Raw genomic sequence first — 19,511 nt, forward strand, 5'->3', positions numbered from 1 at the left:
ACCCTTCCGCTCACCGCGACCGAAAGCCGCGGGCCCTCAGCGGACGAGCCCCACCTTCTTGAGCCAGGTGGCGGCCACGTCGGCGGGATCGCGGCCCTCGATGTCGATCTGCCCGTTGAGCTCCTGCATCGTCTCGTTGGTCAGCAGGCGGCTCACCTTGGCCAGCACGTCCTTGATGGCGGGGTACTTCGCCAGCGCGTCCGTCCGGACCTCCGGCACGCCGTCGTAGGGCAGGAAGAACTTCCGGTCGTCCTCCAACAACTGCAGCCCGAGCTTGCGAATGCGGCCGTCGGTGGCGTAGACGTCGCCCGCGAGGCAGGTGTTGCCGGAGATCGCGGAGTAGATCACGCCCGCGTCCATCGTCGTGATAGTGTTCGCCGGCGTGCCGCTGCCGAGCGGCACCTCGTACTTGTCCAAGAGGCGCCCCAGTCCGTCGGGGCGCGACTGGAACTCGGGGTCGACGCAGAGGGAGCGCTGCGCGGGCGGCAGCCGGAACAACTCGCTCAGCGTGTTCAGCTTCAGCTGCGCCTTCTGCGCCGGGGTCACCGCGAAGGCGTAGGTGTTGTTGAACGGGGCCGGGGTGAGGACCTCGATCCCGTTGGCCCGCTCCGCGTCGCGGACGCGGGTCCACAGCGCGGTGGAGTCGCTGATCGTCTCCGTCTGCCCGAGGTAGCTGACCCAGATGGTGCCGGTGTACTCCCACGAGACGTCGGCGGCGCCGCTCGTCATCGCCTGCCGGGAGGACATCGAGCCCGGCGCGTTGGTGAGGTCGGTGATCTCGGCGCCCGCGGCCTGCAGGATCGTCGTGCTGATCTTGCCGAGCAGGATGCCCTCGGAGAAGGACTTCGACGTCACCGAGATCTTCGCGCCCGCCAGCGGGGTCTGGCCGTCCGAGGACTCGGCGTGCACGAAGTGGCCCGACGAACTCTCGAGCCCGCAGCCTGCGAGCACGAGCGACAGTGCCGCCACCACGGGCAGCAGTGCGCGCCGCACGCGCACCCGCCCGGTCCCGCGCGCCGTCATGCGGTCACCCCGCGCAGGCCGCGCGGCGCCAGCAGGTACTCGGCGAGCCGGGCCAGCCAGTCGATGCCGAGCGCGAGCAGCGCGACCAGCAGCGCGCCCGAGAAGAGCAGGGCCGGCAGGTACAGGGTGACGCCGGTGGTGATGAGCACGCCCAGTCCGCCGGCGCCGATGAAGGTGCCGAGGGTGGCGGTGCCGACGAGGATGACCAGCGCAGTGCGCACACCGTGCAGGATCACCGGAACCGACAGCGGCAGCTCGACCCGGATCAACGTCTGGAAGGCCGAGAAACCCTGGCCGCGCGCGGCCTCGATGACACGGTCGTCCACCTGCCGCAGGCCGGTCACGGTGTTCTGCAGGATCGGCAGCACCGCGTAGACGACGAGCGCGGCGACGGCGGTGCCGAAGCCGGTACCGAACCACATGGCGAACAGCACGACCATGCCCAGCACGGGCGCGGCCTGGCCGACGTTGGCGAGGGCGACGATCACCGGCGCGATGCGCGCGAACCGCTTGCGCGTCGCCAGTATCCCCAGCGGGATCGCGATGAGCACCACCAGCACGGCGGAGACCACGGTCAGCTGGATGTGTTCCCACACCGAACCGCCGAGCTCGGACCACTGCAGCTGCACCGCCTCGGTCTCCGAGAAGTCCTGGCTCGCGTGCCAGATCAGATAGCCGACGAAGCCGACCACGACGAGCAGCGGTTCGAGGATCAGGTCGATCGGCACACCGCCCGCGAATCGCGGCGTGGGCCCGACGCGCGCCTCCTTGGACGCGTTCGCCGCGGCGGTCACGACGGGGCCGCCCGGTAGGTGTCGGCGGCCTGTTCGGGATTCGCGATGGCCTGGCGCTCGCGGATCCGCTGCGCGACCTGTTCGATGGTGAGCGCGCCGATCACCTTGCCGCGCTGCGTGACGAGCACGCCGCCCTGGCTGGCGGCCAGCATCACGTCGAGCGCGTCCGCGAGGGTCGCGGTGCGCTCGGCGACGGGCAGTCGCTGGTCGACGTAGGTCGAGACGACGGGCTTGCTCAGCACCTCGGAGACGGAGGGCCAGGCGCGCGGCCGGTCGTCCTCGTCGACCACGACGACCCAGCTGAGCTTCGCCTCCTTGGCCCGCGCGGCCACCTCCTCCGACGGGTCGCCGGGGCGCGCGAGCACGACGGGGGCGCTGGGGATCTCGCCCACGGAGCTGAGCGAGAGGTGCTTGAGGGTGGCGCCCGAGCCGACGAACTCCTCCACGAAGGCGTTGGCCGGCGCGGTCAGGATCTCCTCGGGCGTGCCGAACTGCTCGATCTGGCCGCCCTCGGAGAGGATCAGCACCCGGTCGCCCAGCTTGATCGCCTCGTCGACGTCGTGCGTGACGATCACGATGGTCTTGTGCAGCTCCTCCTGGATCGCGAGGAGCTGGTCCTGCAGCCGCACGCGGGTGATGGGGTCGACGGCGCCGAAGGGCTCGTCCATGAGCAGGACCGGCGGATCGGCGGCGAGCGCGCGGGCGACGCCGACGCGCTGCTGCTGGCCGCCGGACATCTCCTTGGGGAACCGGCCGCGGAAGACGTCCGGGTCCAGCCCGACCAGTTCCAGCAGCTCGGTGACCCGGGCGCGGGTGCGGGCCTTGTCCCAGCCGAGCAGGCCCGGCACGGCGCCGATGTTCTTCTCGACGGTCCAGTGCGGGAACAGGCCACCGGCCTGGACCACGTAGCCGATGCCCTGCCGCAGGCCGTCGGCGTCCGCCTTGGTGACGTCCGTCCCGCCGATGAGCACCCGACCCGAGGTGGGCTCGATCAACCGGTTGATCATCTTCAGCGTGGTGGTCTTGCCGCAGCCGGAGGGACCGACGATGGCGACGGTCTCGCCCGCTTCGATGACGATGGACAGCTCCTTGACCGCCGGCTTCTCCTGCCCGCGGTAGCGCTTGATCACCTTCTCCAGCTCGATGGCAACGCCCGTGGTTTGACTCATCGCAGTCCCTTCGAGACGGTGAAGCGGCCCAGGAGCACCAGCAGACCGTCGAGTACGAGCGCGACGGCCACCACGAGAACGGTGCCCACCAACGCGGATTCGAGTGCACCGGCGCCGCCGAGGCGGGCGAGGCCGGAGAAGATCAGGGAGCCGAGGCCCGGCCCGAGCACATAGGCGACGACCGTCGCGACGCCGACCACGAGCTGGGTGCTGACCCGGATCCCGGTGAGGATCACGGGCCACGCATTCGGCAGTTCGACGGTGGCCAGCACCCGCCAGCGGGGCATGCCCAGGCCGCGGGCGGCCTCGACCAGCGCCGGCGGCACCGCCTGCAGCCCGACGATCGCGCTGGTCAGGATCGGCAGCGTGGCGTAGAAGGCGAGCATCGTCACCGACGGGGTGACGCCCAGCCCGAACACGATGAGCAGCAGTGCGAGCAGGGCGAGGGACGGCACCGTCATACCGACGGAGGCGACGGCGGTGGCGAACGCGGCCCCCGCGCGCGAGCGGTACACCAGCGCCGCGATGACCAGCGCGATCACCGCTCCCAGCACCACGCACTGGATCACCAGCGAGGCGTGTTGGTAGGTGAGGAAGCCGAGCTGACCCCCACGACCGTCGAGGAATCTTCGGAGGTCCACGGATCCGAACCTACAGACGATGGAGGGTTCGCGCGCGATTCGCGTCAGAGTGGGCCGAACCGGGAATGGCCGGAGAAGGCGTGCGGCGAAGCGGGAGCGGACACACGGCACCCCGAAGTCTTTCCCCTTCTAACTTATAACGCACCCCGGGCCTTGCCGCAAGGCCCCGTGGAGGGCGCATACTCGCTGGCCGGATCCGATTTCTGTCGAGGTGGGTGCATGTCTGAATACGAGAACGAGCTGACATCGGAGCGCGAGTACGTGGCGGGGTTGTACGCACGGCTGGACGCCGAACGGGACCGGGCGCGGCGACGCTACACGGACGCCCTGCGCGACCACGAGGGCCGGGCGGTGGACCGGGAGGGCGACGTGATGACCTCCGCGCGGGAGGTGCGGCGGCTGAGCGTCGCCGAGGAGGGGCTGGCCTTCGGCCGGCTCGACGGGGAGCCGGGCGGCACCGTCGGGACGAGGTACGTCGGGCGGCTGGGCCTGTTCGACGACGAGGACGGCGAGGAGGAGTTGCTGCTGGACTGGCGGGCCCCGGCGTCGCGGCCGTTCTACACCGCGACGGGCGCGCACCCGGAGGGCGTGCACCGGCGGCGGCAGTTCCTCAGCGAGGGCCGCGCGCTGACCGCGTTCACCGACGAGATGCTGGGCCGCCCGGGCGCCGACGCCCGCGGCGACGCGGCGCTGCTGGCCGCGGTGAACGCGCCGCGCGGCGAGGGGATGCGCGACATCGTCGCGACCATCCAGGCCGATCAGGACCGGATCATCCGCTCCGACAATCCGGGCGTCACCGTGATCGAGGGCGGCCCCGGCACCGGCAAGACGGTGGTGGCGCTGCACCGGGTGGCGTACCTGCTGTACACGCAGCGGGCGCGGTTCGAGCGGCACGGCGTGCTGGTGGTGGGCCCGAACACGTCCTTCCTGCGGCACATCGGGCGGGTGCTGCCCTCGCTCGGCGAATCCGACGTGGTGTTCGCGACCCCGGCGACGCTCTACCCGGGCGTCACGACCCGCGCGGAGGACACGCCCGCAGTCGCGCGGATCAAGGGCGCGGCCGCGATGGCGGACGTGCTCGCCGCCGCGGTCGCGGACTTCTCCACCCTGCCGGAGACGCCCGTCTCCATCGGGCTCGGCGACGCCACGGTGCGGATCGAGGCCGACGTGGTCGGCTGGGCCCGGGACGAGGCGCGCGACAGCGGGCAGCCGCACAACCAGGCGCGCACCGTCTTCCTCGACGTGCTGACCTGGGCGATCACCGAGCGGGCGCTGGGCCGGATCGGGAAGCAGTGGCTGCGCCGCGAGGACACGCGGGCGTGGGAGGAGATGCGGGCCGGCATGCTCGCCGACCTCGCGGCGGACGGGACGTTCCGGCGCACCGTCGACCGGCTGTGGCCCGTGCTCTCCCCCGAGGCGCTGCTCGCGGACCTGCTGAGCTCGCCCGAGCGGCTGGCCGCGGCGGGCGCGGACCCGTCGCTGCTGCGGTCCGACGGTGCCGCCTGGACCGTCTCGGACGTGCCGCTGCTGGACGAGCTCGCGGAGCTGCTCGGCCCGCACGAGGTCCCGGACGACTCCGCGGCGCGGGTCGCGCGCGAGCAGGCGGAGTTCGCGGAGGGCGTGCTGGATTCGCTGGTGTCGCGGGCGGATTCGATGGACGACGAGGACCATCTCTTCGCCACCGATCTGCTCTACGCCGACGACCTGGCCGAACGCTTCGAGGAGCGCGATACTCGTGATCTCGTGGACCGCGCTGCGGCCGACCGCACCTGGGTGTACCGGCATGTGGTGGTCGACGAGGCGCAGGAGCTCTCGGCGATGGACTGGCGGGTGCTGATGCGCCGCTGCCCGTCCCGCTCGTTCACGGTGGTCGGCGACCTCACGCAGCGCAGCGCCCCGGCGGGCGCCCGTTCGTGGGCGGAGATGCTGGATCCGTACGTCGCGGGCCGGTGGGCGTACACCGCGCTCACGGTGAACTACCGCACCCCGTCGGAGATCATGGCGGTGGCGGCGGACGTGCTGGCGGAGTTCGCGCCCGGCACCGTGCCGCCGGAGTCGGTGCGCGCCTCCGGGGTCCGGCCATGGGCGCGGCGGGTGACCGGCGACGGTCTCGCCGGGGCGATCGACGAGTTCGCCCGCGACGAGGCGGGGCGGGAAGGAACGTCCGTCGTCATCGGGCCCGACGGTACGCCGGGCGCGGTCCCGCCCTCGGAGACGAAGGGGCTCGAGTTCGACGCGGTGCTGGTGGTGGACCCCGAGGCGATCCTCGCCGACGGCGAGCGCGGCGCGGCGGAGCTCTACGTGGCGCTCACCCGCGCGACGCAGCGCCTCGGCGTACTGCACCGGGCGCCGTTGCCGGCGTGCCTGTCCGGGCTCGGGAGCCCCGTCGCCGCGTCCTGACGCCGGGGCGCGACGGGCTCAGCCTCCGCTCTTGATCCAGTCCAGCGCGATCGCCACGACGGCCGCGTTGAAGAAGAAGCTGAGCACGCTGTGCACGATCACCAGCCGCCGCGTGGAACGCCGGGTGACGGTGACGTCCGAGACCGCGAAGGACGTGCCGATCGTGATGGAGAAGTAGACGAACTCGGTGAGCTGCGGGCGCTCGCAGTCCGGGAACTGCAGGCCGCCGGCGGAGAAGTAGTCGCGGGCGTAGATCTGGGCGAACGCGGTGTGCAGGAGCAGCCAGGAGAGGAGGACCGTGGCCGCGGCGACGGGCTGGAGCACGGGATCCGGCTCGTCGCCGCGGGTGGCGATCATGAGCAGGCCGCCCACCAGGCCGGAGCCGCTGACCACCGCCGCGAACAGCGCGGTCTGCCAGCGCGGCGCCGACATCAGGTCCGGATCGTCCTCGCCCGCGGGGATCCGGCGGCGCAGCAGGAACCAGCCGGCCACCACGTAGGCGACGGCCGCCACGTTCCACAGGATGAGCAGGGGCACGGCGGAACTGCCGAACACCAGCACCGCGGCGAGCCACGTCAGGCCCAGCAGCGTGAGCACCGTTTCGAGCAGGGGGACCAGTACCGAACGTCGCATGCGGTCAGCTTTCCACGGCACCCCGCGCCCGGCGGATACCATCGCCGCATGCCGCCCGCCCGCTCGAGCCCGTCGCGCTACGTGCAGCTGCGCTTCCTCGAGGCGGGGCTGGCGGTCCTGGCCGAGCGGGGGCACGCGGCGCTGAAGCTGGCCGCGGTGTGCGAGCAGGCCGGATCGTCGACCGGCAGCTTCTACCACGCGTATCCGAGCTGGCCGGAGTTCACGTCGGCGCTGATCACGTACTGGCGGCAGACCAAGAGCGACCGGCTGATCGAGGCCGCCCGCCAGGTACCGGACGCCTACGACCGGCTGATGTCGCTCACGCACGTCGGCCTGACGCTGCCGCACGCCACGGAGGCGGCGATCCGCGTGTGGGCGGCGCACGATCCGGAGGTGGCGCGGCACCAGGCGGAGGTGGACCTCGAGCGGCGCGACGTGATCGCGGAGACCTACACCGAGGTGATCGGCGACCGTGAGCTCGCCGAGAAGTACGCCACCACCGCGCTGTACCTGCTGGTGGGCTACGAGAGCGGCACCCTGCAATCGCTCGAGACCCTGGCCTTCGCCTTCCGCACCTTCACCGACGGTGCGCTCGGCTCGGCCCTCGACGATCCCGAACCGGGCGGTCCGGCAACCCGCTGACCGCGCGCGCCCGCTCAGTTCTCGCGGGAGAACTGCACCGGGAGCCAGGGGTCGGTGTGGGCGGAGTCGGGCCGCGCGAACCCGTGGCTCGGAGTGGGGATCTCACTGATCGCCCGCGCGAGATCGGCGAGGGGTGCCGCCGTCTGCGGCGGCGCGGGCGCCGGGCGCGGCCGCCCGAACCCCGCGAGGGAAAGGATCGCCCCGGCGGCACCGGCCGCGCAGAGCGACCACGCCCAGCGCGTGCCCGGATCGACCGGGGAGGCGACGAGCGCGGGCGTCTCCGAGCCGTTGTCCACCGACTCGCGGAGCTTCGTCTGTACCAGCGCGAGCTGCGCGTCGATCGACCGCAGTGCGACGTCCAGCTGCCGGAGACCGGTCGAGAGGTTCGTCGTCGCGGCCAGCGCCTGGGGTCGCGCCTTCTCGATCGTCGCGAGCCCGTCGCGCAGTGACCGCGCGGCGATGCGCGCCCGGCCCAGCGACGTCGACGAGGACGACGCCGCCTGCGTCAGCGATGTCAGCGAGGTGGCGAGGCCGTCCGCGGCGCCCAGCGCCGACAGTCCGTCCGTCGCTGCGATGAGCTGGTCCAGCTGCGCGACGGTCGCCGCCGCATCCGGGGTCGGCTGCGCCACGAGTCGCGTGCGCAGCTGCACCGCGTTGGTGCGGATCGAGACCGCCATCCCGGAGAGGCTCTGCAGCTCTCCGATGGTCCCGGACCACGACTTCGCCGACGCGGACACCTGGTCCAGGGCCGCCGACGCCGTCGCGGTCTCCGCGAGGCCCGCGGCCACCTCATCGGCGCCGGCTCGGGCCGTCGTCACGCTGTCGAAGACCTGCGGAACTCCCGCCATCGCGGTCGACATCCCGGCCGTCGACGTGGTGACCGCGTTGGACAGCAGGGTGAACATGGTGCGGGAGTCGTCCGCCGCCTTGAGCGCGATCCGCGCCGGGTCCGTGGGCGGTGCGACGGAGGCGGACGGTCCCGGAGCGGTGGCGACCGTCGGCTGACGAGGCGTCTGCGGGACCGGCTCCTGCGCCGGCGTTCCGCCGAGCGCGTACACCGCACCACCCGCCGTCATCGCCCCGAAGACGGCGAGCATTCCGGACCCGGCGGCGGCGCGGGCCAGCCGTCCGGCGAAGTGACTCGCGCCACCTCGGGAACGCGCACTTGGATTGATCACAACGCGATGGTAGCCAGAAGTCGGCGGCCGAGCCGGGTCTGATCTCGGGCTAACGAAGTTGATACATCACACCGAAAAATGCTGCGCGCCTTGACCTGCCGTTCCAGGTCGCAGGTGTGCTCGGCCGCCCCGGGGAGCTGTTGTTCGGCGCCCGTCGCCGGGTTCGCGGTCGGGCCCCGTTCAGCCGGCCGGTCGGACGACGAGGGCGTCGAGCAGGGCGAAGACCTGCGCGGTGAGCACGGTGGCGGCGGTCTCATCGCCGAGGACCCGGCGGCGGACGGCACGCTCGAAGGGGCCGTCGAGCGCGGCGTAGGTGCCGGCGGCATCGAGGAGCGGCGCGCCGCCCGCGAGTTCGGCGTAGCGGCTCACGACCCGCCAGATCATCGCCTCGAGAGAGCCGTCGATCTCGCGGACGTCGTCGGTGAGCGCCGCCTCGAACATGGCCTGCGAGCGCAGGTCGTACCAGAGCTTGTGGGTCGGGAGGTCGTGCTCCATCGTCGCGGCGAGCCGCTCCGCGAACCGGGTCCGCAGCCCGGGCGCGTCGTCGTCGGCGCGGAGGACGTCGTCGTAGGAGGCGATGCACTCGGCCTTGTAGAGGTGGACGCAGTGCGCGATCAGCTCGAGCCGGTCGGCGAAGTAGTAGTGCAGCACGCCGTGGCTGTACTCGGAGTTCGCAGCGATCTCGCGCAGGCTGGTGCGCGCGTAGCCGAGCTCGGAGAGCGTCTTGAGTGCCGCGCGCGCCAGCTCGTCGCGCTTGGCCGCGACTTTCGTGGCGTGCTTGGTGGCGCCCACGGCGGCGGGCGCGGTCGCCTGCGCGATCACCTCGGTCACCCCGCACTCCTCTCCGCCGGCCGACGATTCGTCGGCATCGTCCCAGGATAACCCCCGTGCCGCGGACCGGAGCGACACCCTCACCAATTTCTCTTGACGATTGTCCAACATTTTTCTTGACAGTCGTCTAAATTCTGCGATGTGATGGTCGCCACAGAGTCGGCCGCACCGAAGTCCGATCCACCTCGAGCAAGGGAGTAGTCGTGAGCGCATTCGATCTGACCGGCCGGCGGGTCCTGGTCACCGGCGGGGCACAGGGCCTCGGCGAGGGCATGGCACGCGCGCTGGCCGCCGCCGGCGCCCGGGTGATGCTGGGCGACGTGCAGGCCGACCGCGCCGTCGCCGTCGCGAAGGAGCTGGGCGACGGGAGCGGCTCCGTCCACCTCGACGTCACCTCCGAGGAGAGCTGGTCCGCCGCCATCGACGCCACCGTGGCCCAGCTCGGCGGGCTGGACGTGGTGGTCAACAACGCCGGCGTCGAGATCACGGGCCTGCTCACCGAGATCTCCGTCGACGACGTGCGGCGGCAGCTCGACGTGAACGTGCTCGGTACCGCCCTCGGCCTCAAGCACGGGCTCCGGGCCCTGCGCCCCGGCGGCGCGGCGGGCGCAGGCGGGGCCATCATCAACGTCGCGTCCGTCGCGGCGACCATCGCCTTCCCCGGTATCGCGATCTACTCGGCCACCAAGTCGGCCATCGACCGGATGACGCGGGTGGCGGCCATGGAGGCCGGGAAGCTCGGCTACGGCGTGCGCGTGAACTGCATCTACCCGGGCCTCGTTCCCACCGAGATGGGTACCGGCCTCGCGGTCGACATGGCGAACATCGGGCTGTTCGGCTCGCCGGAGGAGGCCGTGGAGGCGGTCGTCGGCCTCACGCCCAGCGGCCGGCTCGGCGAGGTCCAGGACATGGCGGACGCGGTCGTCTTCCTCGCATCCGACGCCTCCCGCTTCGTCAACGGGGCAGGACTGCCCGTCGACGGCGGCATGGGCATGTAACGAAAACCTCTCAGGACGAAGGAGAATCATGAGCAACAAGCCGGTAGTGGTGTACGGGGCCTCGGGCTACACGGGCCGCCTCATCTGCGAGTACCTGCGCGAGTACAACGTGCCCTTCACCGCGGCGGGCCGCGACGAGGGCAAGCTGACCGACTCGATGAACGCGCACGTCGCGGGGATCGAGACGGCCGACTACGAGATCGTGGAGGTGAAGCACGACGTCGACTCCCTGACCGAGCTGTTCCGCGGCAGCAAGGTGGTCCTGAACACGGTGGGGCCCTTCATCAAGTTCGGCGACGCCGTCGTCGAGGCCGCCCTCAACGCGGGCGCGCACTACAGTGACACCACCGGCGAGCAGGACTGGCTGATCCACCTCGACGAGACCTTCCACGAGCGGTACGCGGAGGCCGGCCTCCTGCTGGCTCCCGGCATCGCCCAGATGTACACGACGGGCGAAATCGCCGCCCAGATCGCTCTGGAGACACCGGGACTCGACACCCTCGACATCGCGGTCTTCTGGGGCGGCAGCCCGACCATCGCCTCCACCCGGACGATCCTCGTCAACGCGGCGGGCGGCGACGCCTTCTACCTCGAGCAGAACCAGTACGTCTCGTTCGATCCGATGCAGGGCCTGGTGCCCCTGTCGGTGCCCGGGCAGCACGAACTGGCGCAGTCGCTGCCGTGGGGCGGCACCTCGCACCCGGTGTGGTTCAAGCGCGATCCGCGCGTCGCGAACTGCAAGGCGCAGGGCGGCGTCTTCAACGCGGCCCTGATGAACAACGTGCCCGTGATCGTGGCCGACGCGCTGGAGGCCACGAAGGACATGTCGCCCGAGGACCGCGCCGACGCCCTCGACGCCGTCGCCGCCCAAGTCATGAATTCGATGCCGCCGCGCGAGAATCCGCGCGTGAACAAGTCGCTGGACTCCGTCCACGCCTCCGGCCCGCTGGGCCGCTCGCACGTGGTGATCCACGGCAACAGCAACTACAAGCAGACGGGCCTGCTGCAGGCCTACGCCGCGTACTCGCTGCTGCAGCAGCCCCCGAAGCGCGTCGGCCTCGCCTCGGGGTGCCAGGCCTTCGGCCACCGCGAGCTCGAGGGCGTGCTGCGAACCTTCGGCCTCATCTCCGAGCCGATCGTCACGGTGCATCGATGACGGTGCGCGACCTGCCCGAGGTGCCCGCCCTCCCGGAGACCCGGGCGGCGCGGGCACCGGCGGCCCCCGCCCTCGCCGACGACCGGCTGGACCTGTCGAACGCCGAGTTCGCCGCGGCCGTCCGCACCGCGGCGATCCGGCTGGAGGAGTACGGGGTCTCCCGTGGCGATGTGGTGGGACTCCTCCTGCCCAATCGGGTCGAGCTGGTGGTCGCCCTGTTCGCCGCGTGGCGCCTCGGCGCAGCGGCCACCCCGATCAATCCCGCGCTCGCACCCCCCGAAATCGCCTACCAGGCCGCCGACGCCGGCGCCCGCGTGCTGGTGACGGAGGCCGACGCCGAGACCCCCGACGGCGTCGCCGCGGTCGCGTGCCACGAGCTCCTCGCCGTGTCCGACGGCGAGCCGGTGGAAGCCGTCGCCGTGCGGCCCTCCGATCTCGCACTGCTCATCTACACCGCGGGAACCACCGGGAAACCCAAGGGCGTCATGATCACCCACGGGAACATCGCGGCGATGACGGCCTCGTTCATCGAGCACTTCGCGTTCACCGAGCGCGATCACAGCCTGCTGGTGCTGCCGCTGTTCCACGCCAACGGCGTCGTGCTCGGCACGCTCAGCCCCCTGCGGGCCGGCGGGCGCGCGACGATCGTCGGCCGGTTCCGGCCGGAGGAGTTCTTCCCCGCGGTGGAGCGGCACCGTCCCACCTACTTCTCCGCTGTGCCCGCGATCTACGCGATGCTCACCGCGCTGCCGGAGAAGGTGCGCCCGGATTCGTCATCGCTCCGGTTCGGGATCTGCGGCGCCGCACCGATGCCCGTCGACCTCATCGAGCGGTTCGAGTCGCGTTTCGGGGTGCCGATCGTCGAGGGCTACGGGCTGTCGGAGACCACCACCGCGTCGGCGATCAACCCGCTCGACGGGCCGCGCAAGCCCGGCACCGTCGGGCCCGCGCTCCCGGGCCAGCGGATCCGCATCGTCGACGGTGCGCTCCGCGACGTCGCGCCGGGCGAGACCGGCGAGGTGCTCATCGCCGGCAAGGTGGTGATGGCCGGGTACCTGAACCGGCCCGAGGCCACCGCCGAGACGATCGTCGACGGCTGGCTGCGCACCGGGGACGTCGGACTGCTCGACGAAGACGGCTACCTGCGGCTGGTGGATCGCGTGAAGGACATGGTGATCCGCGGCGGCGAGAACATCTATCCCAAGGAGATCGAGGCCCAGCTGTACCGGAACCCGCAGGTCTTCGAAGCCGCGGTGATCGGGCGGCCGCACGAGGTGCTCGGCGAGGTGCCCGTCGCCTACGTCTCGCTCCGCGAGGGCGCGACGGTCACCGCCGGCGAGCTGCTCGACGGCCTCCGCGGGGAGCTGGCGAAGGTGAAGGTCCCCGTCGACCTGATCCTGCTCGACGAGATACCGAAGAACCCCGTCGGGAAGATCGACAAACCCACACTGCGGCAGCGGGACCGGGCACAGGCGTAGGGTTCGGGCGCGCGGGCTCAGGCGGAGCGGGCGACCTTGTCGACCGCCGCGGCGACGAGCCGGTCGAACTGCGCGCGGTCGACGCTCTCGCCCTGGAAAGCCCGCAGCCGCGCCCACACGGCGTAGTCGCCGACGCGGGCGTACGCCACGAGGGCGCGCTGCTTCGAGAGCGGATCGTCCGGGGTCTCCTCGACGACGAGCAACTGGTCCGCTCGGCCCCGGTCCCCGTCGCGGACCGCGAAGGTGGTGGTCAACGGGGTTCCCCCGTCGTTCTGCACCACGATCGGGCACCGGCGGACGTAGGCCGCGACCGCGGCGATGTCGGGCCGGCGGGCGACGACGGCTTCCGTGAAGGTGGACCGCCCGCCTCCCTCGCCCGCGGCGACCCCGGCGAGGGAGGCGGCGGGCTGGGTGGCACCGTCGAACATCGACACCGGCGCGCACGCGGACGGCGAGTACGTGGTGCCCGTGGGCCGCTGTCCCGTCAGCGGCTCGAGCACGGCGCGGACGACGTCGTCGTCCATCGCGAAGTCCGCCATCGACATCCCCGACGGAAGATCGGCGGCCGCGAGCACGAGTTGCCGCGATGAAGCCACCGGCGCGGACGCGGAACTCGACGGTGCCGCGCTCCCGTCGGCTCCCGATCCGCTTCCGCAGCCCGCCAGGGCCATCGCACCGAGGGCGAGCATCGCGCAGAGACCACGTGCCGGTGTCATGGTCCGACACTAGCCCGCGACGAGGTCCTCCGTCGTGGACCGGCCGCGGACGGCGACGCTCGCCGCCCAGTACAGGCCCGCGCTCACCAGGAAGGTCGGGACGGTGGCGCCCACGGGGCTCACCCAGAGGTAGGTGATCGCCGAGGAGAAGGCGACGCCCACGATCCACACCGTCACCGCGATCGGGTTCCATCCGCCGCGGTACCAGTAGTCGCGCGACCCGGCCTCGGCGAGCGACGCCGCGTATCGCCCCCGCCGCAGCAGGTAGTAGTCCACGACGATGATCGCGAAGACGGGGATGAAGACGATGCCGATGGCGGTGAGGAAGGAGGTGAACTTGTCGAGCAGCGCCAGCCACGCCGACCCCGCGATCGAGATCACGCCGAGTCCCAGTGCGGCGGGCAGGAATCGGATGCGTCCCGGCTCGGCGTTCACCAGCGAGGTGACCATCCCGTAGACGGCCATCGAATTGGTCGCCATGACGGAGAAGAAGACGACGCCGGCGAGCGGGACGCCGAACTCGGCCACGATCACCGTCGGGTCGAAGGGCGGCGCGTCCGTGCCGTTCGCGAGCAGCCACGCGATCGCGGTGGCGCCCAGGGCCATCGCGGCCACCGTCGAGGCGATGTAACCCAGTCCCGAGCCGATCACGCCGCCGCGCTCGCTCCGCGCGAACCGGTTGATGTCGGCCGAGAGCACCGTCCACGAGATGGCCGTGGCGACCACGATGTCGAAGATGCCGAGGCCGCTGAGGCCCTCGGGGTCGCGGGGCAGCGCGTTCAGGCGGGCGAGGCCGTCGCCGAACATGTCGATGAACAGGTACGCCATGATGGCCAGGATCACCACGGCCAGTACCGGTTCCACCTTGGCGATGCCGGCGTGACCGAAGATCGCCAGCGAGACCACGAGCACCTCGCACAGCACCGAGAACAGCACGGGATTCGAGTATCCGGTCTGCTGCTCGATCACGTAGTTCACGGTGACGCCGGCGAGCATCGCCTGCACCCAGCTCCACCCCATGAGCACGGCGATGTTGGCGGCCACCGGGATCCGGCTGCCGCGCACCCCGAAGGACGCCCGGGTGAGCGCCATCGTCGGCAGCCCGGTGCGGGTTCCCACGTTGCCGACGGCGACGAGCACCAGGGCTCCGACGACCGTGCCGACGACGATCAGGACCAGGGCGCTGCTCAGCGAGACGGACGGCACGAACAACGTGCCGGTCAGCATCGTGGTCACCACGAGGTTGGCGGCGAGCCAGATGGCGAAGATCCGGCGGCCGCTGAGGTCGCCCCGCACGGGCGTGCCGTCGTCGGCGCCGGCGTGCAGGTGCGCGTCGAGGCGGCGGTAGTAGCGCAGCATCAGGCGGCCGAGAGGTGCTCGTGGACCGCGACGAGCGCACCGTCGGGCGTCGTCGTGAAGACGATCGACTCGCGCTCGCGGGTCTCGGTGCGGGTGCCGTCGCCGTCCTGCGTCACCGTGTGCACCGCGTGGCTGAAGACGGCGGTGGCGCCGACGGCCGTCACGAGGCGCTCGCTGCTCTCGCAGGAGACGACGTGCCAGCCGGAGTCGACCCAGCCGGCCCAGAGCCGCTCGTACTCCGCGCGGTCGGCCAGCGTGCGTGGCTCGGTGTGGAAGACGAAGGTCGCCGCTGGGTGGAAGCCCGCGAAGTAGCCCTCGGTGTTCGTCGCGGCGAAGGCCTCGATGATGCGATCGGCCTCCGCGAGCACCTCACCCTCGGAGATCGTGTGCTGCATGTCGTGCCTCCTGACCTGCGGTTCTCCCGCTCCGGATCGGCCAACTGTAAGGCCGATCACAGCGCCTCGCAAGCAGTTCACTCCACGGGCGAACGCAATCGCGCACGATGTGTGCACGGTGCGCAGCCGATATGCGTCATTCACTGCGCCATGCGAATCCTCTGTGCATGATCAGTACATCGCTGCACTCCGAAAACGCAGTGGGCGAAACTTCGGGAGGGGACGATGGACGAGGTCGACCGGACCCTGGTCGCCCTGCTCAGCCGCGACGGCCGGCTGAGTCACCGGGAGCTCGCCGCCGCCGCCGGGGTCACCCGCGCGACCGTGGCGGCACGGATGCGGCGGCTGCTCGACTCCCGGGCGTTCACCGTGCAGGGCGTGGTGCATCCGTCGGTGCTCAGCCGGGGCTCGGTCTGCTACGCCCGGATCGAAGTCGACGGTTCCGCCGCGCCCGTCGCGGAGGCGGTCGCCGCGCTCCCGGAGGTGGTCTACGTGTCGATCACCACCGGCCGGTTCGCCGTCGCGGCCGAGATCCGGACGGGATCCGGCGACGCCGTCGACGCCGCGCTGGCCCGCCTCCGGGCCCTCTCCGGCGTGGCTCGGGCGGAGACGCTGACGTACCGCGAGGTGCTCCGGGACGCCGTCGGCCCCGTCGGTGAGGCGACGGCGCAACTCGACGCGACCGACGTCGCGCTCCTGCAAGTGCTCGAGCGCGACGGCCGGGCGTCGTACGTCCAACTCGCAGCGGCGGCCGGGGTGTCGGCGGCCGCCGCGCGGCGGCGCGTGCTCCGCCTGGTGGAGGGTTCCGTGGTGCGAATCGGCCCCATCGTCAGCCGCGGCTCGGAGCACGCGCTGGGCATGGGGATCCACGTCCGCGGCGACGCGCGGGACGCCGCCGGGCACCTGGAGGTGCTCGACGGGGTGAGCTTCCTCGCCCGCACCGTCGGGACGTTCGACCTGCTCGCGACGGTCCGCGCACCGTCGGCCATCGGCCTGGCGACGACCGTCGACGCGGTGCGCTCGCTGCCCTCCGTCGCCGGGGCGGAGACGTGGTCGCACCTGCGGTTCGTCAAGGAGTCGTACGCGTCGCTGGGCGCGACCGAGTGAATCAGTGCGCCTCGGCCTCGATGAGGTCGAGGTCGCGGACACAGTAGCGGTGGTGCTCGAAGGTTTCGGTGAGCACGGTGCGCAGGCACTGCCCCACCGAGCGGCCCCGCGCGTAGGGCGGCCAGACGTCGTCGTCGGGCACGGGCGCGGGCGCCGCGAGCTGCTCCTGGGTGGCCCCGTCGAGCCAGCCCTCGAGTTCGGCGGCCTGGGCGTCGCGCGCGCCGACCACCTCGTCGAAGCGCGGGTCCGCGGCGAGGTCGAGCCCGTGGGCCCCGCGGTAGGGGGCGATCTCCGGGCCGAGCCCCATCGGTGTGAAGGTGTCACGCGAGCCCAGGCAGCAGCGACGGAACCAGGAGTCGTGGACGAAGACCAGGTGTCGCAGCGTCTGCGCCGCCGACCACTCGCCGCGCACGGTGCGGCGCTCGAGGCCGGGGGCGCGGCGGATGCGCTCGACGGTCACGGCCCAGTCGGCGTGGAGCGTCGCCGCCGCACGGCGCAGGTCGGCGGGCTCTTCCGAGCGGATCAGGGCGCGCACCGGATACCGCCGGTCGAGCTCAGACTCCACGTATTCGGTGACGTCGACGCCGTTCACCACGAGACCGGAGACGAGGCCGTCGACCACGACGTCCTGCATGACGGCTCCGACGAACCGCGCCCCCGACAGGTCGCACTCGCGGAACTCCGCTCCGCGCAGATCCTCGTCGACGTACCGGACCATGATGCGCATCGTATGCCCGCGGCCGGCTTCGCCGTGGCCGTCTGGAATCAGGCGAGCTGGTCGAGGTTCGCCGACAATCCCTCGGCGCCGTCGACGAACAGCTTGTCCACGGCGAGGGTGAGCACCGGCTCCAGGAAGCGGAGGAGGCCGTGGAAGGTGAACTCCACCGCATAGGTGACGGCGCTACCCGCCTCCTCGGGCGCGATGGAGATGGTGTCGACCGCGGTCACTGAGCTCTTACGGCCCCTCAGGCGGATCAGCGACGTGGGCTGGAGATCGGTGAGTTCGTAGTCGAGGTCGGTGGTCGCACCGGCGAACCTGCTCGTGACTCGGTACGTCGAACCCACGCCACCGTTCCCCAGGAGGCGCGTGACCCTCACGGCGTTGGGGTCCCACTCCTGAGCGTTGGTGAAGTCGGCCAGGTAGGTGAAGACGACGTCCACGGGCGCGGAGGTGTGCACGGTGTGCTGCTTTGTGATCACGCTGTGTCCTTCCATAGGTGTGCGAGCTGGGTCTGCGAGCTCGGATCGGCGGGCGGAGTGGCCGGTCAGGGAGCGATCCCTGCGAAGGAGCGCACGTCGCTCCAGACGGCGCGGCGGTCGCTCTCGCTGAACTCGGTGCGCCGCAGGTAATGCTCGGGCCGTTCTGCACGGTCGTGCCAGAACCTGCCGTTCGCCGGCTTCGGGGTCGTCGCCGCCAGCCACACCGCCGTGTCGGCGCCCTGATCCGCTTTCCGCAGCAGCGGGCCCGCCACCGTGGTGAAGCCGGGCAGCGAATCGGCGACTCCGGGGGTGGCCACCCAGCCGGGGTGCATCCCCGCCACGGTCACGCCTGCCGACTCCCACCGCTGCGCCAGGATCGGCACCATCGCCACCTGGACACGTTTGCTCCGTGCATACGCGACGGCGCCCTTGTACTCACCGCTGCAGTAGTCGAGATCGTCCGTCGGGAGTTCGGCCGTGTACATGCCTCCGGACGACATGAAGATCACGCGGGCGTCTGCGGCGGCCGCCAGCTGCGGTTCCAGCAGATCGGTCAGGAGGATCGGCCCCAGCACGTGCGTCGCGAGGGAGAGCTCGTGACCGTTGCTCGCGGCCGTCCACTCCGGCGGCATCACGCCGGCGTTGTGCACGATCACATCGACGCCGTGCGTCGCGAGCCGTTCGGCCACATCGGGCAGCGCGTCGAGGTCGGAGACGTCACCGAGCTCGACGGTGACGGTCCCATCCGGCCGGCGCCGGACGATGCGGTCCCGAACATCCTCGGCGCGCGCACTGTTCCGTCCCATGATCACGACCTTCGCGCCCAGGTCCGCGACCTGCTGCGCGATCGCGGCCCCGATGCCCGACGTGGCTCCCGTGACGACGACGGTGCGCCCGGTCAGTGATCGAGGGGGCGGATCGCCGTCGTCCCACCGAGACCTGCGCAGCGCATAGCCGATGTTCGAGTATCCGAACACGATCGATCGGTCGAGTGCCGTATCGAACAACCTCAGTCTCGGGCCTCTGCGCCCACTGGTCATGTGAACCCCATCGTCGATCCGCTGACTATCCGGACACCCTGTATTCGTCGCCGTCGGCCATCCGGATGGATCGCCTGCGCTCAGGGGACGATGTGATCTCCCGGCCGCCGTTCGACGGCTCTGCCCGACCGGACTTCGATCCCCAGCTATCTCCCCACCGCAGCCGCGGCGCTCACCGAGGGCGGAGGGGCGGACGTGGCGATCGCCGCGGCGGGGGCGGGTCCGCGTTGTCCTCGGCGTGTCCTGCCTGTCCGCCGGCGGCCGCGTGGTCGTCCTCGCGTTCTACGAGCAGGCGATCGAGTTCCAGCCGACGCAGCTCATGCTCGCCGAGACCGAGGTCGTGGATGCCGTCGGCTACACGCACGAGGGGTTCGACGAGGTGATCACCGCGATGGCCTCCGGCCTGTACGACCTCACCGGCTGGGTCCGGGAGACGGACCTGGACCTCACCGTCGAAGCCATCCAGGCGCTGCGTGCTGGGAGCGGCGCGAAAGTCCTGATCCGAGCCGGCGAGTCGCGAACGGTGCACGGGGGACCGACGACTAGACGATCCGGGTCGGGAAGGCAGGACTGTAGGGTCCCGACCTACCTGGCGACTGTCAGCCTTCTCACCTGCACTGCATCACGCAGTCCCACGGAGTTGGCATCTCGCCAGTCCCAGCAACATGGCATTTCCACCACAGCATTCAGGCCGTCGCCGGACTCCCACTCCAGCAGCAGTACCGTTCCCACAGCCTTCGACAGGTCGTAA

The 19,511-nt window shown here is 71.4% G+C and carries 20 protein-coding genes; 7 read left to right on the forward strand and 13 right to left on the reverse strand.

The genetic code is table 11. The features are described from left to right. Nucleotides 1–36: 36 nt before the first annotated feature. Genes ACLQ3K_RS16825 through ACLQ3K_RS16840 form a run of 4 tightly spaced genes read right to left on the reverse strand, consistent with a single transcriptional unit; the run spans nt 37 to nt 3,627 of the window. Nucleotides 37–1,023, reverse strand: coding sequence for a glycine betaine ABC transporter substrate-binding protein (locus ACLQ3K_RS16825; protein WP_426000863.1), 987 nt, complete (start codon nt 1,021–1,023; stop codon nt 37–39). After that, nucleotides 1,020–1,817 carry an ABC transporter permease gene (locus ACLQ3K_RS16830; protein ID WP_426000864.1) on the reverse strand — a complete coding sequence of 266 codons (798 nt, stop codon included), beginning with the start codon at nt 1,815–1,817 and terminating at the stop codon, nt 1,020–1,022. Before ACLQ3K_RS16830 ends, ACLQ3K_RS16825 begins: the two co-directional genes overlap by 4 nt. Then, the gene (locus tag ACLQ3K_RS16835) at nt 1,814–2,986 is read right to left on the reverse strand and encodes an ABC transporter ATP-binding protein (RefSeq protein WP_336672215.1); all 1,173 of its coding nucleotides are present in this window, start codon (nt 2,984–2,986) and stop codon (nt 1,814–1,816) included. Before ACLQ3K_RS16835 ends, ACLQ3K_RS16830 begins: the two co-directional genes overlap by 4 nt. Continuing rightward, on the reverse strand, nt 2,983–3,627 hold the full coding sequence (locus tag ACLQ3K_RS16840) for an ABC transporter permease (RefSeq protein ID WP_224645590.1): 645 nt from the start codon (nt 3,625–3,627) through the stop codon (nt 2,983–2,985). The genes ACLQ3K_RS16835 and ACLQ3K_RS16840 overlap by 4 nt, the downstream gene beginning before the upstream one ends. Before the next feature lie 219 nt (nt 3,628–3,846). Here ACLQ3K_RS16840 and helR point away from each other — a divergent pair, with 219 nt between their 5' ends. Then, complete coding sequence (helR, locus tag ACLQ3K_RS16845) at nt 3,847–6,027, forward strand: RNA polymerase recycling motor ATPase HelR (RefSeq protein ID WP_426000865.1); 2,181 nt, start codon at nt 3,847–3,849, stop codon at nt 6,025–6,027. A gap of 18 nt (nt 6,028–6,045) precedes the next feature. On the opposite strand, the gene ACLQ3K_RS16850 is transcribed toward helR, so the two are convergent. Next, nucleotides 6,046–6,660, reverse strand: coding sequence for a DUF1345 domain-containing protein (locus ACLQ3K_RS16850; protein ID WP_426000866.1), 615 nt, complete (start codon nt 6,658–6,660; stop codon nt 6,046–6,048). 48 nt (nt 6,661–6,708) lie between these two features. Between ACLQ3K_RS16850 and ACLQ3K_RS16855 the strand changes: the two genes are divergently transcribed. Beyond that, a complete protein-coding gene (locus tag ACLQ3K_RS16855) occupies nt 6,709–7,302 on the forward strand; it encodes a TetR/AcrR family transcriptional regulator (RefSeq protein ID WP_224645587.1) in 594 nt (197 codons plus the stop codon). Nucleotides 7,303–7,316: 14 nt separating this feature from the next. Here ACLQ3K_RS16855 and ACLQ3K_RS16860 read toward each other — a convergent pair whose 3' ends face one another. Together ACLQ3K_RS16860 and ACLQ3K_RS16865 are read right to left on the reverse strand one after the other, a co-directional pair. Then, nucleotides 7,317–8,480 (reverse strand): hypothetical protein, encoded by a 1,164-nt coding sequence (locus ACLQ3K_RS16860; protein ID WP_336672219.1) that lies wholly within the window; start codon nt 8,478–8,480, stop codon nt 7,317–7,319. A gap of 180 nt (nt 8,481–8,660) precedes the next feature. Then, nucleotides 8,661–9,311, reverse strand: coding sequence for a TetR/AcrR family transcriptional regulator (locus ACLQ3K_RS16865; protein ID WP_336672220.1), 651 nt, complete (start codon nt 9,309–9,311; stop codon nt 8,661–8,663). Between the two features lie 203 nt (nt 9,312–9,514). Between ACLQ3K_RS16865 and ACLQ3K_RS16870 the strand changes: the two genes are divergently transcribed. Genes ACLQ3K_RS16870 through ACLQ3K_RS16880 form a run of 3 tightly spaced genes read left to right on the forward strand, consistent with a single transcriptional unit; the run spans nt 9,515 to nt 12,943 of the window. After that, entirely contained in the window at nt 9,515–10,309 is a 795-nt protein-coding gene (locus tag ACLQ3K_RS16870; RefSeq protein WP_336672221.1) for an SDR family NAD(P)-dependent oxidoreductase, read from the forward strand. 25 nt (nt 10,310–10,334) lie between these two features. After that, nucleotides 10,335–11,465: a DUF5938 domain-containing protein gene (locus ACLQ3K_RS16875; protein ID WP_426000889.1), complete on the forward strand. Its 1,131-nt coding sequence runs from the start codon at nt 10,335–10,337 to the stop codon at nt 11,463–11,465. Continuing rightward, nucleotides 11,462–12,943 carry a class I adenylate-forming enzyme family protein gene (locus tag ACLQ3K_RS16880; RefSeq protein ID WP_426000867.1) on the forward strand — a complete coding sequence of 494 codons (1,482 nt, stop codon included), beginning with the start codon at nt 11,462–11,464 and terminating at the stop codon, nt 12,941–12,943. The genes ACLQ3K_RS16875 and ACLQ3K_RS16880 overlap by 4 nt, the downstream gene beginning before the upstream one ends. A 17-nt stretch (nt 12,944–12,960) precedes the next feature. On the opposite strand, the gene ACLQ3K_RS16885 is transcribed toward ACLQ3K_RS16880, so the two are convergent. The 3 genes from ACLQ3K_RS16885 to ACLQ3K_RS16895 are packed head-to-tail and all read right to left on the reverse strand — an operon-like array spanning nt 12,961 to nt 15,413. Then, on the reverse strand, nt 12,961–13,659 hold the full coding sequence (locus tag ACLQ3K_RS16885) for a hypothetical protein (RefSeq protein ID WP_426000868.1): 699 nt from the start codon (nt 13,657–13,659) through the stop codon (nt 12,961–12,963). A 9-nt stretch (nt 13,660–13,668) separates the two neighbouring features. Then, a complete protein-coding gene (locus ACLQ3K_RS16890) occupies nt 13,669–15,018 on the reverse strand; it encodes a purine-cytosine permease family protein (protein WP_426000869.1) in 1,350 nt (449 codons plus the stop codon). Next, nucleotides 15,018–15,413 carry a YybH family protein gene (locus ACLQ3K_RS16895; RefSeq protein ID WP_224645580.1) on the reverse strand — a complete coding sequence of 132 codons (396 nt, stop codon included), beginning with the start codon at nt 15,411–15,413 and terminating at the stop codon, nt 15,018–15,020. Before ACLQ3K_RS16895 ends, ACLQ3K_RS16890 begins: the two co-directional genes overlap by 1 nt. Before the next feature lie 225 nt (nt 15,414–15,638). On the opposite strand from ACLQ3K_RS16895, the gene ACLQ3K_RS16900 reads away from it, so the two are divergent. Then, a complete protein-coding gene (locus ACLQ3K_RS16900; RefSeq protein WP_224645579.1) occupies nt 15,639–16,520 on the forward strand; it encodes an Lrp/AsnC family transcriptional regulator in 882 nt (293 codons plus the stop codon). Nucleotide 16,521: 1 nt separating this feature from the next. Here the strand turns inward: ACLQ3K_RS16900 and ACLQ3K_RS16905 are convergent, their stop codons facing one another. The 3 genes from ACLQ3K_RS16905 to ACLQ3K_RS16915 all read right to left on the reverse strand — a co-directional run bounded on the left by ACLQ3K_RS16905 (nt 16,522) and on the right by ACLQ3K_RS16915 (nt 18,760). Then, nucleotides 16,522–17,238, reverse strand: coding sequence for a DinB family protein (locus tag ACLQ3K_RS16905; protein ID WP_224645578.1), 717 nt, complete (start codon nt 17,236–17,238; stop codon nt 16,522–16,524). Between the two features lie 47 nt (nt 17,239–17,285). Continuing rightward, on the reverse strand, nt 17,286–17,720 hold the full coding sequence (locus ACLQ3K_RS16910) for an SRPBCC family protein (RefSeq protein ID WP_336672227.1): 435 nt from the start codon (nt 17,718–17,720) through the stop codon (nt 17,286–17,288). Nucleotides 17,721–17,785: 65 nt separating this feature from the next. Then, entirely contained in the window at nt 17,786–18,760 is a 975-nt protein-coding gene (locus ACLQ3K_RS16915) for an SDR family NAD(P)-dependent oxidoreductase (RefSeq protein WP_426000870.1), read from the reverse strand. Between the two features lie 265 nt (nt 18,761–19,025). Here ACLQ3K_RS16915 and ACLQ3K_RS16920 point away from each other — a divergent pair, with 265 nt between their 5' ends. After that, complete coding sequence (locus ACLQ3K_RS16920; protein ID WP_426000871.1) at nt 19,026–19,511, forward strand: hypothetical protein; 486 nt, start codon at nt 19,026–19,028, stop codon at nt 19,509–19,511.

The sequence above is a fragment of the Tsukamurella sp. DT100 genome (genome assembly GCF_049844855.1).
In the GTDB taxonomy this organism is placed as follows: Bacteria; Actinomycetota; Actinomycetes; order Mycobacteriales; family Mycobacteriaceae; genus Tsukamurella.

Excerpts from the sequence above, each read along its gene's own strand:
- ACLQ3K_RS16825 (WP_426000863.1), bottom strand. The coding sequence starts at position 1,023 with ATGACGGCGCGCGGGACCGGGCGGGTGCGCGTGCGGCGCGCACTGCTG.
- ACLQ3K_RS16835 (WP_336672215.1), bottom strand. The coding sequence starts at position 2,986 with ATGAGTCAAACCACGGGCGTTGCCATCGAGCTGGAGAAGGTGATCAAG.
- helR (WP_426000865.1), top strand. The coding sequence starts at position 3,847 with ATGTCTGAATACGAGAACGAGCTGACATCGGAGCGCGAGTACGTGGCG.
- ACLQ3K_RS16850 (WP_426000866.1), bottom strand. The coding sequence starts at position 6,660 with ATGCGACGTTCGGTACTGGTCCCCCTGCTCGAAACGGTGCTCACGCTG.
- ACLQ3K_RS16855 (WP_224645587.1), top strand. The coding sequence starts at position 6,709 with ATGCCGCCCGCCCGCTCGAGCCCGTCGCGCTACGTGCAGCTGCGCTTC.
- ACLQ3K_RS16880 (WP_426000867.1), top strand. The coding sequence starts at position 11,462 with ATGACGGTGCGCGACCTGCCCGAGGTGCCCGCCCTCCCGGAGACCCGG.
- ACLQ3K_RS16885 (WP_426000868.1), bottom strand. The coding sequence starts at position 13,659 with ATGACACCGGCACGTGGTCTCTGCGCGATGCTCGCCCTCGGTGCGATG.
- ACLQ3K_RS16890 (WP_426000869.1), bottom strand. The coding sequence starts at position 15,018 with ATGCTGCGCTACTACCGCCGCCTCGACGCGCACCTGCACGCCGGCGCC.
- ACLQ3K_RS16895 (WP_224645580.1), bottom strand. The coding sequence starts at position 15,413 with ATGCAGCACACGATCTCCGAGGGTGAGGTGCTCGCGGAGGCCGATCGC.
- ACLQ3K_RS16900 (WP_224645579.1), top strand. The coding sequence starts at position 15,639 with ATGGACGAGGTCGACCGGACCCTGGTCGCCCTGCTCAGCCGCGACGGC.
- ACLQ3K_RS16905 (WP_224645578.1), bottom strand. The coding sequence starts at position 17,238 with ATGGTCCGGTACGTCGACGAGGATCTGCGCGGAGCGGAGTTCCGCGAG.
- ACLQ3K_RS16915 (WP_426000870.1), bottom strand. The coding sequence starts at position 18,760 with ATGACCAGTGGGCGCAGAGGCCCGAGACTGAGGTTGTTCGATACGGCA.